The 17770-nt window shown below is 30.3% G+C and carries 19 protein-coding genes, 1 pseudogene and 1 riboswitch; of the genes and pseudogenes, 1 reads left to right on the top strand and 19 read right to left on the bottom strand.

Features of this window, described 5'->3' with window-relative positions; translation table 11 throughout:
• Window positions 1-24: 24 nt before the first annotated feature.
• From T473_RS15885 to T473_RS0100845, 12 genes are all read right to left on the bottom strand, one after another.
• Window positions 25-762, bottom strand: coding sequence for a phage tail domain-containing protein (locus T473_RS15885; protein ID WP_077065751.1), 738 nt, complete (start codon window positions 760-762; stop codon window positions 25-27).
• 94 nt (window positions 763-856) lie between these two features.
• Window positions 857-1675 carry a hypothetical protein gene (locus tag T473_RS0100895; protein ID WP_024620206.1) on the bottom strand — a complete coding sequence of 273 codons (819 nt, stop codon included), beginning with the start codon at window positions 1673-1675 and terminating at the stop codon, window positions 857-859.
• Window positions 1676-1715: 40 nt separating this feature from the next.
• Window positions 1716-2501, bottom strand: coding sequence for a hypothetical protein (locus tag T473_RS0100890; protein ID WP_024620205.1), 786 nt, complete (start codon window positions 2499-2501; stop codon window positions 1716-1718).
• Entirely contained in the window at window positions 2495-2956 is a 462-nt protein-coding gene (locus T473_RS0100885) for a hypothetical protein (RefSeq protein ID WP_024620204.1), read from the bottom strand. Before T473_RS0100885 ends, T473_RS0100890 begins: the two co-directional genes overlap by 7 nt.
• 65 nt (window positions 2957-3021) lie before the next feature.
• Window positions 3022-3987, bottom strand: a complete 966-nt coding sequence (locus T473_RS0100880; RefSeq protein WP_024620203.1) for a hypothetical protein — start codon at window positions 3985-3987, stop codon at window positions 3022-3024.
• Complete coding sequence (locus T473_RS0100875) at window positions 3987-4613, bottom strand: hypothetical protein (protein WP_024620202.1); 627 nt, start codon at window positions 4611-4613, stop codon at window positions 3987-3989. Before T473_RS0100875 ends, T473_RS0100880 begins: the two co-directional genes overlap by 1 nt.
• 15 nt (window positions 4614-4628) lie before the next feature.
• Window positions 4629-5219: a hypothetical protein gene (locus T473_RS0100870; RefSeq protein WP_024620201.1), complete on the bottom strand. Its 591-nt coding sequence runs from the start codon at window positions 5217-5219 to the stop codon at window positions 4629-4631.
• Between the two features lie 57 nt (window positions 5220-5276).
• Window positions 5277-6263, bottom strand: a complete 987-nt coding sequence (locus tag T473_RS0100865; protein ID WP_024620200.1) for a hypothetical protein — start codon at window positions 6261-6263, stop codon at window positions 5277-5279.
• Between the two features lie 56 nt (window positions 6264-6319).
• Window positions 6320-6778 (bottom strand): hypothetical protein, encoded by a 459-nt coding sequence (locus T473_RS0100860; RefSeq protein ID WP_024620199.1) that lies wholly within the window; start codon window positions 6776-6778, stop codon window positions 6320-6322.
• A gap of 56 nt (window positions 6779-6834) precedes the next feature.
• Window positions 6835-7707 carry a MurR/RpiR family transcriptional regulator gene (locus T473_RS0100855; protein WP_024620198.1) on the bottom strand — a complete coding sequence of 291 codons (873 nt, stop codon included), beginning with the start codon at window positions 7705-7707 and terminating at the stop codon, window positions 6835-6837.
• Window positions 7708-7973: 266 nt separating this feature from the next.
• A complete protein-coding gene (mnmM, locus tag T473_RS0100850) occupies window positions 7974-8549 on the bottom strand; it encodes a tRNA 5-(aminomethyl)-2-thiouridylate-methyltransferase MnmM (RefSeq protein ID WP_024620197.1) in 576 nt (191 codons plus the stop codon).
• Window positions 8550-8653: 104 nt separating this feature from the next.
• Window positions 8654-9370, bottom strand: coding sequence for a pseudouridine synthase (locus T473_RS0100845; RefSeq protein ID WP_024620196.1), 717 nt, complete (start codon window positions 9368-9370; stop codon window positions 8654-8656).
• Window positions 9371-9556: 186 nt separating this feature from the next.
• Here T473_RS0100845 and T473_RS0100840 point away from each other — a divergent pair, with 186 nt between their 5' ends.
• A complete protein-coding gene (locus tag T473_RS0100840; protein WP_024620195.1) occupies window positions 9557-10636 on the top strand; it encodes an AI-2E family transporter in 1080 nt (359 codons plus the stop codon).
• A 114-nt stretch (window positions 10637-10750) separates the two neighbouring features.
• Here T473_RS0100840 and T473_RS0100835 read toward each other — a convergent pair whose 3' ends face one another.
• From T473_RS0100835 to T473_RS0100810, 7 genes and pseudogenes are all read right to left on the bottom strand, one after another.
• Window positions 10751-11443, bottom strand: a complete 693-nt coding sequence (locus tag T473_RS0100835) for an outer membrane protein assembly factor BamD (protein ID WP_024620194.1) — start codon at window positions 11441-11443, stop codon at window positions 10751-10753.
• 167 nt (window positions 11444-11610) lie between these two features.
• Window positions 11611-12609 (bottom strand): annotated as a pseudogene (gene lysA, locus T473_RS15880) (diaminopimelate decarboxylase); the annotation flags it as partial.
• Window positions 12558-12905 carry a hypothetical protein gene (locus T473_RS19495; protein ID WP_330369318.1) on the bottom strand — a complete coding sequence of 116 codons (348 nt, stop codon included), beginning with the start codon at window positions 12903-12905 and terminating at the stop codon, window positions 12558-12560. The gene T473_RS19495 and the pseudogene lysA, both read right to left, overlap by 52 nt.
• A gap of 13 nt (window positions 12906-12918) precedes the next feature.
• Window positions 12919-14112, bottom strand: coding sequence for an aspartate kinase (locus T473_RS0100825; RefSeq protein WP_024620193.1), 1194 nt, complete (start codon window positions 14110-14112; stop codon window positions 12919-12921).
• 85 nt (window positions 14113-14197) lie between these two features.
• Window positions 14198-14366: riboswitch (Lysine riboswitch) on the bottom strand.
• Between the two features lie 105 nt (window positions 14367-14471).
• Complete coding sequence (locus T473_RS0100820) at window positions 14472-15098, bottom strand: hypothetical protein (RefSeq protein WP_024620192.1); 627 nt, start codon at window positions 15096-15098, stop codon at window positions 14472-14474.
• Between the two features lie 381 nt (window positions 15099-15479).
• The gene (locus T473_RS15875; RefSeq protein WP_242825821.1) at window positions 15480-16946 is read right to left on the bottom strand and encodes a hypothetical protein; all 1467 of its coding nucleotides are present in this window, start codon (window positions 16944-16946) and stop codon (window positions 15480-15482) included.
• Between the two features lie 125 nt (window positions 16947-17071).
• Window positions 17072-17635 (bottom strand): hypothetical protein, encoded by a 564-nt coding sequence (locus tag T473_RS0100810; RefSeq protein ID WP_024620191.1) that lies wholly within the window; start codon window positions 17633-17635, stop codon window positions 17072-17074.
• Window positions 17636-17770 lie beyond the last annotated feature (135 nt).

Raw genomic sequence — 17770 nt, 5'->3', positions numbered from 1 at the left:
GGAAACTTAACACTTATCGTGATATTAAAGTTTCCAGTCATGATTTAAAATATTATTTTCCTTTTTCAACTTAATCCAATTTCTATTACAACAATCAAATCTATTTATTCCTTCATCAGTCTGTACGACATAAAGTAAATTATCTACATATATTTTTTCATTAAGATCTAATCCTGTTATTACCAAAGGTTCACTATCTAAACTTGTGTTTTCAATTACTATATCTTCATTACTCAAATTCTCAATCTCAAATACCGGAAAACAATATTCATCTTCGATATTTGATTTATTATTAATCTTTATCTCAATCGGCCTACTAACTTTGATTGGCTTATTAAAATCTACATAAGCATAGTTCGTATAAGGCTGGAATACTATTTCTAAATATCCCTTCATATCTTTAGTAAACTTTCGAGTAACTTTCTTTGCTTTCAAATAATAAATAAGCTCTGGATTATCTTTTGAGATAAATGGTCTGAATTCTTCCTGCACTAGCCAATCATATATACGCTCTTGTGTGAAATCATCCCATACATAAGATTGTCCATTCATATTGGCCAAACAAAAATATAATGTTATATCCTCTACATTATCCTCACCAACTTTGTAATATGGATTACTATTTAATGTTTTATCAGATTCCAACTCTTTTGAATATATAAATCCATAATCATTTATAATTTCAGATTCAGTTGTAACTAACAATATAGACATGTCTTTTGAAAATACTCCATCAAACCAAAATTCTTCTGAAATAAACAATCAACCACCCCTCTCTTTGTGACTATAATTCATTTTTTACCTTCAATAATTATTAAAAGTAAAAAATAAACCCTAGCTATGCTAGGGAATATATCTATTTTTTTGTTTTAGAATCTTCTCTTATTACAAAGTCCATTTCATCTGATTGTAGACTTTTTAAACGTACTATAGGATCAGTAGCTTCGCCTATAAACGATAATTTAACATAGTCACCATTTTCATCTGGCAATATATCAAGCTCAGTGTTGAAATTTGATGGGTTTTCGGCAGTGAAGCTCATTTCTATACTTCTCTTAACTTTACAATTTGGAATATCTATTGCCATAACAACATTTTGCCCTTGATCATTCTTACAAGCTGTATCACCTGTAATTCTATAGTTTGGAGCAGAAGATACATTCTTAACTGTTATTGTCTTTACATTAGGTTTTTTTACCATATAATAAACAGCTACCTTAGTGCCTTCTGGCACAGGATTTATTATAGTTATTTCTGTATTTGAACTAGTCGTTGCACTTGTAAATTTAAGAGCCTCTAAATGAGATACTCCATCCGCTTCAACAGCAAAAACAGATAAAGAATTATTAACAGGTATTATATCTGTTAAAGTAACTTTACTAGAGCCATCTGCAGTCAGCAATTGTCTTTCAGCTATATCAGTGTCACCTGTTTCCATTGTTGAAGCTAGTATAACCGCCAATTGGTCAAATTGAATAACTTCTGCTTCCATATTTACAGTTCCTGTTAAAGCCCCATCAAATGCTATTGCATTATCACCTTTCGCTTTTGCATATACAGATTCTCCCTCTAACTTAACATTAAAAGTATTTAAGTCTCTCGTATAAAATAGTGGTAAATTTTTCACTCTATCATGCAGCGTTACATTTGCTGCGTCTTTAATTGCAAATCTCAATTACATCATCCTCTCAATTTTTGTATAAAAAAAAGCACTGTTAAAATACAGTGCTTTTGTTAATCTTTAATTTTTTTATAAAATCTTCTTGTTCTTTTTCAAAATTATATTTAAATGAACATCTATATTGTAATTCTTGGTCATAATATCTCATCTGTAATAACGCTTTATAACTATTCATCAACTGATAAAAAGTCAAATTTAGAACATCTCTATATGGGATAAAACCATTCGAATGACAAACAAATGTTATATAATCTGCTAGTCCTAAAGCTTCTTTTTCTCGTTTTTTTCTTTCTTTTTCTTTAAAATATTGGATTAATTCTCTTTCCTCTTTTGTACCTGTCTGTTCAACCCAGTCATCTTCTTGATCTTCAATAACTTCTTTTTTATTGACATAAAACATTTCTAAAATAATATCCATTAATAAATCAAAATTATCTTTGTTTATTACAACTTCTCTCTTCTTAATCAATAAAGATCTCTGAATGAGATCATCTGATTCACTTGGGTTAACAAATACTATATCTTTATCTATATTGTCTAATTGATAAATTAATTTTAAAGTCCGTAACATCTTCTCAAATACATTAAGATCTTTAATTATATAATCAATACCATAAGATAAATCAAATCTGCATTCAATATCCAATCCTAAATCCATAAAGTTGTTATAAATTTTCTCAACTGCAATAAATGGATTCACTATATCATTGTTAGTCATGTCTTGATCAATTAGTTCGTTAATGGTTGGTTGTTGTAGAATCCCAAGATTATATTTTCTTAAATCAATATCTTTACCTGTTATGTAATAATTCTCTAGCATTCTGATATCTCTCCAAAATGGTCAATAGAAAAAACCCCTCTAAAGCCTGTATATTCAGAAGGCATGTTATATGAAGGGCTTATTCCATCTAAAGTTATATTACCTATCCCAAGACTTTTTCTTGTTAATAATTTTGAAACACATGTTATTAACCCAACATCTCTAAGACCGATTAAAGAATCTCTACAGCTATTATGGCAAACAACACCTACTTCGATTTTTGTTACATCTATTACCTTACTTTTTTCAAACCTTCTTGAAAATGGTAGATAGTTATAAAGTGTAATATATACCCAAATATCGCCTTCGTTTAATACTTGATCAACTCGTCTATTGAAAAATACTTTTTTGTTTTTCAACTTCGGAATTGTGTTTTCAATATCAGGCAAATCCATTATATTATCATTTAATTCTTTACTATAAACTAGGAATTTAGCGAAATCTTGATTTTCCATTAAGATTTTTCCAACTTGTATAATAGCTTCATTGGGAAATCCATAAATAATACTAATAATATCACCTACATTCTTAGAGTTATAGTTTTAACATCTATAATCTCATTATTTTCATCTTGAGCTATTAAAGTAAATTGCTCACCTACTGTTTTCATGCCACCCATGGATTTTAGCGTACATTTGTTATTGTCACTATTTATTATTTTCACAATATTGTCTAATTCTTTTTCATCGAAAACCCAATTTACTAAGCCACTATGTTCAATTTTGTATTCTGAAGTTGATGAAACATAAAGCATATCTTCTCCATATATAATTCCTGGAATCATTTCTTCTGAGCTTTCATCTTTATTCCACGCAATATTTTCATCGAAACCATCTTTTTGTATTAAAGCAGTTTGTAAAACTAAGTTTTTAATTAATCCTGGATATTCAAAATCATTAATGTGAGTTGATTTAAATACTGTTCTATTGGTAAGCATAATCCTAGCCCCTATTTGAATTGTTTCAGTAATTGGATTTTTACCATACCATACATGTCTCTTAGCATCAGGGTATGTAAAGTATCTACCATCATTTTGTCCATCTGAATACATAGTTAAATTCTCTATAGATACTGGAATATCATAAGTAATTCCTTTATATTTATAAACGAAAATCTGATTGCATCTTCTCATAGTGAACTTTCTATAAGTAGGGATAATTTTATGCTCCTCAAATTGTATAAGCCAATCAGAGTTGTCAAATCTAACATAGCAACCTACTTCAACATCTAAATCTCTAGCAACCATTAAGTTTTTCTCATCTAAAGCTTTTTTATCATTGTTACTTATATCATTTATAACGATTAATTCCCATCTAGTATCTTCACTTATATTAACTTCACCTGGTTTACTAATTTGTAATACTCTTCCTGTTGGCGATCTTTTTGCATATTTCGTAAAGTTTCTATTTATCTCATCAGTATGTTTATCTTTTGTATTTGCAAAATTCCTCAAAACAGAATTCTCATACATCTTCATGTAATCCATTAGTTAAGTCCCTTCTTACCCCTATGGGAGTAGTTCGTAACCTCTGTTTTAAACTCTTTATCACATGTTTTTTTTAGTTTTATTAACTTATCCAGCATATTAGCAGGAGAATTAGATTTAAAATCATGATCTGTCATCATAAGCTTTAAATTTTCTTCTCTCAATAATTTAGGACTTAGCCAAATCTGTCTCATCCCTAGAGATAAAATATAGAGTTCTTTAACATCTAAATCACTAACAATTTCACCTACAGTACACCAATCTATTTCTAAGGGCTCATCAAATTCTCTCATTAGTGTAAGAGTGCAAGTATCATCTTTGATATCTAAAGTATAATCTTGACCTTCAGAATATCTTTTACCACTCATTTTCCCATACAGTTCAACAATGGGATTTTCATTAGAAACATTAAAGATATATTCAGTCTCACCATCTGGAATCGAAGCACTTTCAAAATCCGAGTTAACAATTGTTAGATCTTTTTTACAAGTATAAAAATTAGCACAGGCTAATTCTGTATATAATAAAAACCTTCTTTCACTAACAGTTCTATCAATTAGTGCTATCACATCATCATCTAACTGAAGTAAAAAATATTCATATAACTTGCTCAATGGAGTAGCCATAAACATCACTCCTAATTAAATAGAACTAAATAGATACTTACTATTTAATTTATTTTCTAATATATTTCTTTTATAATTACTATCGAATTTATCATTTTTAGCCAATACTACTGATCTCTCGGCGATTCTTTTTATTATATTGATATCTGATTTATCTATAATTTTCTCAAAATCTATGCTATCAGAATTAATAATTAAATCATCTAAATCATCTAATGTCATAGTTGAAGTTTCATATAATTTTTTTAATGTTAAAAGATCTAATATATCATCTATTGATATATCATCTTCATAAACATCTATTATGGATAAAAGTAATCCATTTAACATTACCTTTGACTGATTTTTCATATTCATTAGAACTTCTAGAGTAACGATTGTTGAGTTCCCTGATTCATTTAACTCAATTACTTCTCCTGTCTTTTTGCAAATATAAAAAATTGCCCCATTTGATATATTCATTATTTCAACTTCTATGTTATGAGCGTTATTTCTCAATTCTTTTTTAGTAATTTTTCTCTTCTTTTTTGTTTCTTTGTCTTCTACAGGAATTATTTTTTCTTCCACTTTTTCTTCCTTTTTATTACTTGTTTTTTGTTTTGCCACAATCTTTCCCCCTTTTTAATTAAAAAGAGATGAGTCTCTTCATCTCCGGTTTTATTATTAAGCTGTTATATCATAAACTCCACAATTAACTGCTTTAATAACACTTAAATTAGCTTTTCTTGAAAATAGATGTTCTATTTGTCTATCTTGTCTAGTTCCAAATTCTTTATCCTCATAAATATAAGGCTCTCCTTCAAACCCAAACATAATAGGTTTAACTCCGCTAGGCACAATAAGTAATTTATTATTGTCAAATCCCCATAAATTATCATTTTCGTTGTATGTATTTTTCATCTCAACGCAATCATTTCCGTTAAATAACTTTATATACCCATTATTACGCTTTTCTGTTGCATTAATATCAAGGAATTCTATTCCAGGTATTTTTGATAACGCATATTTAGATCCATAAATTGTTACCTTTTGTTGCGTCATTCCTTCTACTTTTGATATTAACTCTGTTAATTTATCAGCATCTATAGATCCACTAACTGTTAGATTAGAACCAACATCAGAATATGCTTCTGCGAAAGTTTTACCTATTAAATTAGTAACTTTATTTTCAAACGATCTTGCTACTTTATTAATTACTTTGACAAAATCTATTCTTCCTGCCATAAATTCATCAAAATCAGCATATACCTTTACTCCCAATTCAAAAGATGAAATTGGAGCTTTTCTATTTATTATCTTCTGTCTTAGTAAGTTGTTTGTCCCAGATGCTATTACTGCAACTTCGTAAAGTTCATCATCATCTACTTCAAACTCTAATGTATCTCCCAAAGCAGTGTCTCTATACTCACAGAACGGTGAATATGTATCCCTCATCAATGTAGCTGTTGTTATTGTCAGTAATTCTCCTAATATTGCATAAACATCCCATTGATTTTTCTTGAAACTATAATAATTCCATTCTCCGCCTACGGCCTCTTCTATTTTTTCTCTAAGCTTATCTTCGGCTTGTTTTACACTATATGTATCAACTTTACCATTATATAAATCTAATGATAACTTTTGTAAATCTGTTAATTTTGTTGTAGCCATTTTATTCCTCCTTATTTTTTTGCATAAAAATAACACCCTTTAAGGTGTCTTGTATTTTATAAAATCTCTATTTGTATTGAATCTTGCCCTGAATATTTTGTTAATCTTCTTACTTTTGCAACTGCTACTCCAGCATCAACTTCAGGTTGAAGCATTATTTTATAACTTGCATCTTTTAACTGCAATTTACTACCTACTACAAGGTCACCATCAAAGTGTGTTTTTGCTATTGTATAAACCTCACCTTTTTGTGGTATATATGCTCTACCTGCTGCTCCTAATGTTAGTTTGAAATCTCTTTCATCTAATCTTTCATCATGTTGCAACACTGAACACGCTAATATCGCCCATTCATTACCTTCAGTAAGTTTGTCAACCTCATAACATTCCCTTTCATTTGCAGCAAAACCTGTTACTCCTAAAAATGCTCCATTTTCTAACCCATCTTTTTCTTTATGTTTAACTGATATAGGATGTGGATTAGGCATTCTATCTAATCTTATTATTGTAGCCATTTTATTCCTCCTTATTTATATATGTAWTTTACAATTAAACTGATTTTATAATAATTTTATTCGTATACAGAGTATTTCTTCCATATTTGCTCTAAATCATCAAAGTGTTGTTTTATATCTTCTTTCTTTTTCATACCAACTGAAATAGCAAGGGCATTTGCAACACTTAAAGGCGGAACTAGAGAGTCCACAAAAGACGCCATATTGCTTTTAACTAGAAGTGTATTATCTGATAGCGATGCAACTGGTGCAAATAAACTGTCTGTGATAGATATTACATGTGCACCTTTTTCTTTCGCATAACTAACTATTTGGTAAGATTTTTTAGAGTATCTTGGGAAACTTATAGTTATAACAACATCTTCTTCAGACATCCTTACTACTTGCTCAAAAGCATCTCCCATATCCATTCTAATTACATGAACATTATCCAGTATAACATCAAGATAGAATCCTAAGTACTGAGCTATTACAAATGAACTTCGAGCACCTAAAATGTATATTTTTCCAGCCTTAAGAAGCTTGTTAGACGCCTCTTCAAAAGCTTTCTCGTCTATTTCTTCAAGAGTATCTCTTATATTATCTATATCGCTTTTTAAGACTTTATTTAATATTGCAAAATCACTTGAGTATTCATTTGCCATGTCAACCCTTTGAACTGTAGTAAGCTTGTTCTTTATTAACTCTTGTAAAGCTGCTTGTAGTTTAGGATAACCATTGTATCCAAGAGCATTTGCAAATCTAACCACTGTAGATTCACTAACTCCAACTGTCTCCCCCAATTTACATGCAGTCATAAATGCCACTTTATCGTAATTATTCAAAATGTACTGAGCTATAAGTTTTTGGCCTTTACTTAGCCTTGTATACTGCGACTGAATAGTTGATATTAAGTGCTTCCCATCTTTCATATCTTTTATATCATCCATTTTTATCTTCCTTTCGTATATAAAATCTCTTCTTATATACTTTATTTAAAGTTTTTTAAGAGATTAAGTTGTTTCTAAATTAAATTTCTGAAATTAATTCCCTGATCAATTTAAGAACCAATTCCCGGAATTTTCTGTAACTTTACTTCGACCTGTCGGCGCGCACTTTTAGTTTCATGAGAATTAAAATCTATGTATTAATTGTACACCCTTCAATATATATGATATCTATTAATTTTTTAATGTCAAGTTTTTCTTGATCTCAGTTACATTTTCTTCTCGATCATTAAGAGTTGTGGAGGATCATTTACCTGATTTAAAAATGCACATTCCATTACACTAAACTCATCTTGTGAAAGATTTTTTGCAAATTCATATACTGCATTTCTCTCTTTTAATCCACCCTCATGTCCAGTGTAAATTGCTATGCTAACTACACCATTTGGTTTTAACAATTTTAGACTTCCCTCTATCGATTTTATCGTAGTCTCAGGCTTAGTTATTATATCATGATTTGCCCTAGGTAAGTACCCTAAATTAAATAAAACGCAAGATACTTCTTCAAAAACATAGTTTAAAATATTTTCATGGCCATCGTGGATCAATTTAACAATGTTATCTAAATTTGATTTTTCTAGTAATTTACTAGTGGATACCAATGCACTTTCTTGAATATCAAATGAATACACAAAACCATCTTTACCTACAACTTCTGCTAAGTACTTAGTGTCGTAGCCATTTCCCATTGTTGCATCGACTACGATATCTCCACTTTTTACAATCTTCTCTAAGTAAATTTTGTTTATATCCGTTATTTTAGTTAAATATTTAGCTCTTTTCATTTATTTCTCCTCAATTTATAGCAGTTCTAATTTATTTCTACTATAAATTTTTACTATTTTAAATTAAATATTTTATAAAATGTAATTATTCAGCGTAATATACACTATTTTATATTCTTTAAATAACTTACTTCTTCTGAATTTAAATGCCTATATTCGCCTACTTTAAGGTTTTTTAGTCCTATTTTTCCCATATTGACTCTTTTAAGATTAAGTACAGGGTGGTTTATAGCTCTACACATTTTTCTTACCTGTCTGTTCCTGCCCTCATGTATTCTTATCTCACATTCAGAGTAGCCTTTATCTTTAAATGTCTTTAGTATTTTTATTTTAGCTGGAGCGGTCTTGTAGTCTTCTATCTCAAGTCCTGTTTCAAACCTCTTTATTTCAATGTCGTTTGGTATTCCTTTCAACTTTGCATTATACACTTTATCTACATTGTGCTTTGGGTGAGTCAACTTATAAGTGAGATCCCCATCGTTTGTGAGTATCAAAAGGCCGCTAGTTTCATAGTCCAATCTTCCAACTGGGTAAAGTCGCTCATCTATATCTTTAACTAAATCCAAGACACTAGGTCTGCCAAATTGATCTTTAACTGTTGTTATGTAGCCTTCTGGTTTGTAAAGTACAATATATACATCAGTGTTGCTAAGAGATATTGTATTTCCATCGATATCTACTTTATCATTCTCTTCGTCAACTTTATACGACAATTCATAAATTACTTCTCCATTTATCTTTACTCTTCCTGCAGTTATAAGTTCTTCTGCTTTTCTTCTAGATGCAATTCCGCAGCTTGCAATATATTTATTAATTCTCATATTTCCACCTTCTATTTCTAATTGAACTTATATATTATTCAATCGATATTAATTATATTTTACTATATCCCAGTATAAAAATAAATTTAATATATATTAAATTTTAATTATATGTAATTTATTCAAGATTTATAGCAATACTATATATATCATTACTACAAATTCAAATAAATTATGGGAGGTAACATGTTTACAAAAGAAAATATCAAAAACTATGTAATAGTTATCTCAATATCTATTTTGATATACAAAATCATCGATAACCCAAGGATTTTTATATCTGGGATTGGAAGTATAGCAAGATTTTTCAGCCCATTTTTAATAGGTATACTGCTGGCTTTGCTTATAGATCCACTTGTAATGTTTTTTGAGAATAGATTTAAAACCCATAGGTTAGTCAATATATTATTCTCATATATTATTATAACAATACTGATCTTTGTAGTTTTTAAACTACTTATTCCCGCTACTATAAACACTTTAAACAGTATTATGAAGGAAATCCCAAACTACATTGAATTTTTAAATAACTCCTTAGAGAAAAAAATATCCAAACAAGAATTTTTTGAGGCAACTCTACCTCACCTTCAACAAAACTTAAATGAATTACTTAGCAAAGGTGTAAATACACTTACAAATATATCTACAAATTTAATAGTTTATATTTTCAGTATAACATCTATTATATTTAATATAATTATGGGAATTATTTTGTCAATATATATGTTATTTGACAAAGAGAAAATTGCCAGAGGTTTTAAAAGACTTTTGTATGCCTCTCTAAATAAAGACCGTACAGATAAGACAATTGAATTTTTTAAAATGTCACATGAAATTTTCTATCACTATTTAATTGGAACGATTATAGAATCATTAATTGTTGGAGCAATAGTCTTTTTAGGTTTTCAATTTGTATTTAAAATAGAAAATGCTTTTTTCTTTAGTTTTATTATATTTATAACCAATATGATACCATACTTTGGACCCTTTATTGGAGCGTTTTTACCGATAAGCATGACTCTGGTTTACAGTCCTGTAAAAGCATTTTGGATTGCCATATTTATATTAGTAGTACAACAGTTAGACGGAAATTTTATCGGTCCAAAGGTTGTAGGAGACAAAGTGGGTTTAAATCCTCTTTGGATTATAAGTGCAGTCCTTATCGGAGGAGAGTTATTTGGTTTGGTAGGACTATTTATATCTATTCCGATTGCTGCCATAATTAATCTACTGATAAGCGACTATATTCAAAAAAGATTGCAATAATAGTTTAAATAGCGCTTCTAATTCAGTAAGTATTCAATACTAATTCATGTTATAAAAAACCTGCTTGGTCTATCTAAGACCAAGCAGGTTTTAATTTATAATTTAAGTTTAATTCTATTGAGCAGGCTGAGGCGCGGCCCCATTTGACCCTCCTTCAGTACCAGTAGAATCTGATCCTGACGTTCCTCCTGATTCATTTGACCCTTGTGAGCTTCCTGATTCAGGTTTTCCATCCGATCCTGATGTTCCTCCTGGGTTTGATTCGTTTGATTCTCCGGAATCTCCAGAGCTATGATTGCTGTTTGAATTATTATCTTGATTTTTATATTTATCTTTTCTTACTCTTCTACCATATTGTGCATTTGCTGCATCTTGTTCAACTCTACTTAAGTCGTCCTTAGCACTGTTTTTAGCGCTCTCTTTTCTGCTTTCTTTATTTTTATTTTCTTCTTCTAACTCATCCTTAAACTGCTTCTTAAGCTTAGTTGCTTCACTCTTTACTGTAGAAGAACCATTTTTTATTTTAGATATAAAATCAAGTTGTTCTATCGCACTTCGATAATTGTCTTCTTCTTTAAACTTAAGAGCTTTAGACATCCTCATAGCCTGCAGATACATCGCCTTAGCATTTTGATTTGTATCGTCATCATCAAGAACAGTCGAGAAACTCTTCATAGCTTCTTTATATTTGCTGTCTTCTAATTCTTGTGTACCTTTTTCAAAGTAGTCTACATCTTTATTGTTAAATGAGCATCCCACAAAAAGCAGAGATACTAATGTAATCATCAATATAATTTTTGTCCTCATCTAAACCCCCCTCACTATATAGTATAAATTCTATCACAATTGGATTTATTTTGAAATAGTGAAAAGTAAGTTAAATTATCAAATCATGTAATACAATTGCATTTTTTGTTATATAATGTCTCTCATACTTAATAAAACATAGAATATTGTAAAATATATTTTAAATGTTATCTAACTTCTAAAGACAGTATTTCTTCATAACTTTCTCTTTTACATATCAATTTATCATTTCCGTCTAATACTGTAACTACTGCTGATCTAGGTATCTTATTGTAGTTTGATGCCATAGAATATCCATAAGCTCCTGTCGATGTAGTTATTAATATATCTCCACTCTCTATATCCATTATGTCAGTATCCGCTATTAATATGTCTCCACTCTCACAACATTTTCCTGCTATAGTAACTTTATTTACAGTTTCATTATTTACTTTGTTTACAATGCTACATTCATAACCCGCATGGTATAAAGAAGGTCTAACATTATCAGTCATTCCTCCATCTACGCTTACATACACCCTAACATCCTTTATATCTTTTATTGATCCCACAGTGTAAAGTGTGCTTCCTGCATTTGCTACAATAGATCTCCCTGGCTCAACTACCAACACTGGAACATCCATACCTAAGTTTTTACATGTTTCTTCAGCTCTATTTACTATAGCTTTACAGAAGTCTTTTATTTCCATAGGGGAATCTTCCTTTGTATAGTAAACTCCCATTCCTCCGCCTAGATCTACTTCTGCAAGAGATAGAGAGTACTTTTCCTTTATCTCTTTTACTAAATTCATCATTATATCTACTGTATCCAGATAAGGCTCTATTTCAAATATTTGAGATCCTATATGAGCGTGAAGTCCAACTAATTTTATTTTTCCATAGTTTTGAAGTCTTTCTATAGCTCTACCTAGATCCCCATTTGTTAGGGCAAATCCGAATTTTGAATCTATTTGTCCAGTTTTTATATACTCGTGAGTATGAGCTTCTATACCTGGAGTTATTCTAAAATATATCTCTTGTTCTCTGTTTTTCTCTTTACATATTAGTTCAATCAAATCTAGTTCATAGAAGTTGTCTACAACAAATCTTCCGACTCCAAATTCTATCCCCATGCTTATTTCTTCTTTTGTCTTGTTGTTTCCGTGAAAGAACACCTTGTCCATTGGAAAACCTGCCTTATAAGCAGTATAAAGCTCTCCTCCTGATACAACATCAAGCTCATTCCCTCTTCATCTATAATCTCACACATATTAATAGGTAAGAATGCCTTTCCTGCATAAGCTATTTTATTTTTACCTTCTTTAACATTAAAATTATCTATATATTCTCTACAATTTTCTCTTATAAGTTTTTCATCTATTACATATAGTGGAGTTGAATATTTTTTTGCAAGCTCTGTGCAAGGTACCCCTCCTATACTAAGTTCATTTTCTATTATCTGCATGCTCCCATGTAGTCTCATAACTTCCTCCTAATTATAAATTAAATTCGCCCGCGACTTTGTTTATTGCTATCATTTTTTCCTTAGAATCAATGGCACACGTAATACGTATATCAGATGTAGTTATAAGTTTTACTACAATATTATTTTCTTTAAAAATCTTGAATACTTTAGATGCAACTCCAGAAGTATCCTTCATTCCAAGACCTACTAATGAAAATTTAGTTATATCATTATCTACAAGCATATTATCTCCATCTGAATAAGCCTGTACTATATCTTTACATAAATTAACTTCTTCTTTCGGAATTGTAAATGATACATTTATACGCGCTTCTATTGGCGCTGTTTGGCTTATCATATCTACACTTATACCTTTATTTGCTATATCTTCAAACAGTCCTGCAACGTCCTCTAATTTAAAATCTTTTATTGTAATAGCGCTATCATCATCGCTTGCTGCAATCCCTGTAATTACTTTGCTTTCTAAATTCATTTGACCTTTCCCCCTTATGTATGTACCTTTTTCTTTCCCACAAGTACGTCCAACATAAATTTCAACGCCGTATTTTTGAGCTAATTCAATGCTTCTAGAGTGCATAACTTGTGCTCCAAGACTGGCTAATTCCAACATCTCTTCATATTCTATTTCATTGAGCTTTTTAGCTTTATCGTATTTTCTAGGATCTACTGAATATATACCATCAACATCTGTATATATTTCACACTTTCCATTTAACTTTACAGCTAAAGCAACTGCTGATGTATCAGATCCACCTCTTCCTAAAGTTGTAACATCACCATCATTATTTACACCTTGGAATCCCGTAACAATAACTACATTATTATCTTGTAGTTTATTTTCAATCTTTTCTACATTTATATCATTTATAAGTGATTTGCCGTGCAATCCACTTGTCTGTATATCCAGTTGGTAAGCGTTATAGCTAACTGCTTTATGCCCTAGCTCATTTAAACTCATCGCTAAGAGGGATGCAGATATCATCTCTCCAGTGGACATTAAAACATCAAGTTCTCTCTTATCTGGCTTATCGCTAAGCTCTTTTGCAAGTTTTATATATTCATCAGTAGTTTTTCCCATTGCAGATACAACGACTACTATTTTTGTATCTTCATCTTTTCTAGATATTATATTCTCAGCAATAGATCTTATCTTTTCAGTACTAGCAACTGAACTTCCTCCGTATTTTTGAACAATTATCCCCATAATAAAGCCTCTCTTTCAAATGATAAATATATAATAAAAAACGCCCAAAGGTATACTTTGGACGTAAGAATTTACATAAACCAAGTAACCTTGTAGCTCACCACTATGGAAAGTGACAGCCTCATACATATTATGTATAAGTCCAGAAGATATGTTTGCCAACAGATCAACTTCGGCTGTAGTTCCTTTCCTCAATCATCAACATCTGCCGACTACGAATGAGTACTTATAAGTACAGCGCCTCTACCTCAGGTACATTTTTATTAATTTGATATATTTAATTTAATCACATAAGTTAAAATATTGCAACAAATATTTTTTCATCCACCTAAAATTATACGATTTTTTCACTTAAGTTTTTATATATACTTAAACAATTTATTCAGATTAAAATCTAAGAAATTTATATTCAGAAAATCTCTATAGAAGTACTTCTCTGATAAATCACATACTTTATTAGATGATATTATCAAAACTTTGGGGATTTCAAAAAACGGGATTGTGGATCTTTCAATTTGAGTATTTATATTTCTGTATTTAAAAAGGTCTATATCATCACACTTAATGTCATCAATATAAATATCGCATATAAGTTGTTTTAATTCTCCTGATCTGTCTGTATAAAGCACATAAATATCGTACATCTTTTCGTCAACGTTTACATTTCTGTAGAATCTATTTATATTATAACCAGCACTTTTAAGTTTGATCAAAAGTTCTGTACCTAAAAGTGCTTTGAACAAATCTTCTCCTTCATATATATTTCCGCCATTTAAATAATAAACATAGGTATCACTGTATATAGAATCATCTATGTTGCAATAAAATTTCTTAAGAGTGTATTCGTTGCACATTCTTCTTAAAGTTTTTTTAAAGTTTTTTCGAGGATATGTTTTTTTATAACTAAAGGCTTTTTTTATCTGATTTTCAGTTATACATCGAACCCTACTAATTAAAAGTAATATGTCTTTTTCTAAATTTGTCATTGCTTTTAATCTCCTTGAAGTCTAAAAATTTCAAAGTTGTACTACTATTATATTAAATAGGGTCGATTTAATTTACTAATTTTGAGATAAGAAAAATTGACATAATGCGATAAAATAATAAGAGTCTGACTCTCAAGCAAATTTCTACGCTTTTAAGGCAGACCCTTATATTAATATTGCACTTTAAACCAAACCAATAATTTTTATTCTTTTGGTTTAGCAACATCCCCTATACTCAAGTTGTCAAATTTAGTCATTTCAGTGATTCCATCCTCGCTTTTTCGTAATTTATACTTACTTTATCGCCTACTTGAGTAAGTGGTAATTTATTTGATATCTTAGAAGTTTCTCTAAATATAACATCTGCTTTTGAATCTATAGTTATATAGTAAGACGTATTTCCACCCTTAACATCTGGCTTATTCTAGTAACTATTCCTTCAATTGTATTGTCCTTTATACCATCGGCATTGTTGTCTATAACAAGATCATTACCCTTAGACTCTAAAGCATCTTTGTAATTTCTAAGAGCTTCGTTTTTGTTTTCTCCAATTCCAAGTACATTGTAATCTTCAACTGATATAAATGCTACTCTTTTTACAAGGCCAGCTTTATCTTTTAGTGAGGATACATACGTTGGATTACCCAAAATATTGTACATAATGGGGTAAGTTGCTTCGTAATTTTTTTCTTGAACATTACCTTCAGCTGATTTCATAGCTGCAAGTTCTGTTGCTCCTGGTTGTTTATACAGTTTTGCTTCTTTTGTCCTTGAATCGATTAGCATAAATCCAATTGTAGATTCATCTCCACCAGATGATGTTATACCTGTATACCAGTAAGATTTGTTGTCATCTCCATAAACTAAAGATATACCTTCAGTTGGAACCAAAACTCCCTTTTCAGAAAACATTGAGTTTATAAAACCATTTACGTAAAGACCCCAGTCCGCTATCTGATTTGTTACAAATTCACTTGGTTGAATCCTGTCGACCCATTTTGGTGTATCCTCAACAGAATATCTTTTTATTTCTCCCGTTTCAGCGTCGACTATAGCAGTTCCTACTGCGTTTGATCCACCGAAGCCAATTTTATTCTTATACAAACTTACTACCCAATACGGCATACCATCATCGTCTATTTCTAATGTGAAGTCAGACATACCTACATTAATTACTCCATGTATATATAAATGTCTTTGAAGATCTTGGTGTAGATAAGCTTCTGGCTGATAAATTATTTTTATATCTCTATTCCCAACTTTTTGTATTAGTTGTACATCTTGTGGATTGCTAGCTGAAACTTTTACATATCCACTTGACCCGCTAAGTGAAGTAGCCCACTTTATAATATCTCTATGTACAAGTGGCGCTACCCAGTAAAGCTCCCCATCTACATTTTGAACGTGAAACTTACCTAATTTCGAAACACTTCCTATGGCTGGCACCTCACCAAGTTTTTTATCACCTAGTTTTCTAGCCATCTCCTCGTCAACAAGGCGGATGTCGTTTACACTTACTGGGCTAATATCGTTCGTGAATTCGCTTTCCTTAACTTCGCCAATCAAGTTTCTGTATGCCTTAGCATGAAGTATTGGCGTTGTTGTAATAAAAGGAATTACAAACATTATTACTGCCAATCCAATAGCTATAGTAAAATTGTACTTAGCTGTCTTTGATGTAGTCTCACCTTTATCCAACATCATATCGAGGAAACCAGCAATTACAAAGAAAATTACTCCTACAGATATTGTGGATGTAAAGTTAAAGCTGATAACAGGCAGCTTTACAAAAGCATATAACGCAACAACTAAAAATGCAACTCCATATGTTTTTAGATATCTTTTCATTCAATACCCCTTTCCTGTTTATTGTATTGATTAATACTTATTATATCCATATTCTTACAAAAAACAAATAATAATTTGCAACTATAGCTACAAATTATTATTAATGATGGAAATTTAAATTTTTATTAGTAATTAAGCATTTCAGGTATAGTGGATTTAACTCTTCTGTTATAGTGAGAAATTAAACCTTCGTATTCTAGATTAAGCCCGTCAAGATCGTAGTAATCATTTGGCTTAACATTACAAGATGGTTTATCTAAGATGTTTATACCACTTCTATCTAACATAGTAGCCACAAAATTTGAACATACGTACTTATACGGACGTTGTCTGTTTACATTTAGCGGTATACATAAAAGTGCTCTTCTATCGTAATCGTATTTATCTCTATTTTTCTTTATTCTCTTTATGTTTCTCGCGAGTTCTTCATACTGAAAGTCAGTTACCTCCAATGAATAAACTCTACATACAGTTCCTTTTTTTATAGCGTACAGCCCTTCATCTATATTCTCTTCAACAAATCCTGCAAAAATCGGGTTTGTTGGAATTAGCCTACCAAATGAGTACATTGGATTCAAATCTTCACTAATAGCAAGTGATACATGTGAATACTGCTTGCCACTAAAATTTCTTATAATATATGATAATACCGTACCTGTATATGTCGTAACAATATAAATTTTCTTCATATCTTCCCCCCTTACATCTGTTATACCTTCTTATCTAAAAATTAATATAACAAATATATAAGCAACATCGATAAATTTTCTTATTTTAATATAATTAAAAAATGTATAATAACCTTTTAATTTTACCATAAAAAA

The organism is Clostridioides mangenotii TR (assembly GCF_000498755.1).
Classification (GTDB): domain Bacteria; phylum Bacillota; class Clostridia; order Peptostreptococcales; family Peptostreptococcaceae; genus Metaclostridioides; species Metaclostridioides mangenotii_A.
Note: the sequence above shows the minus strand (reverse complement) of the source record. Positions and strands in the feature narration are given on the sequence as shown.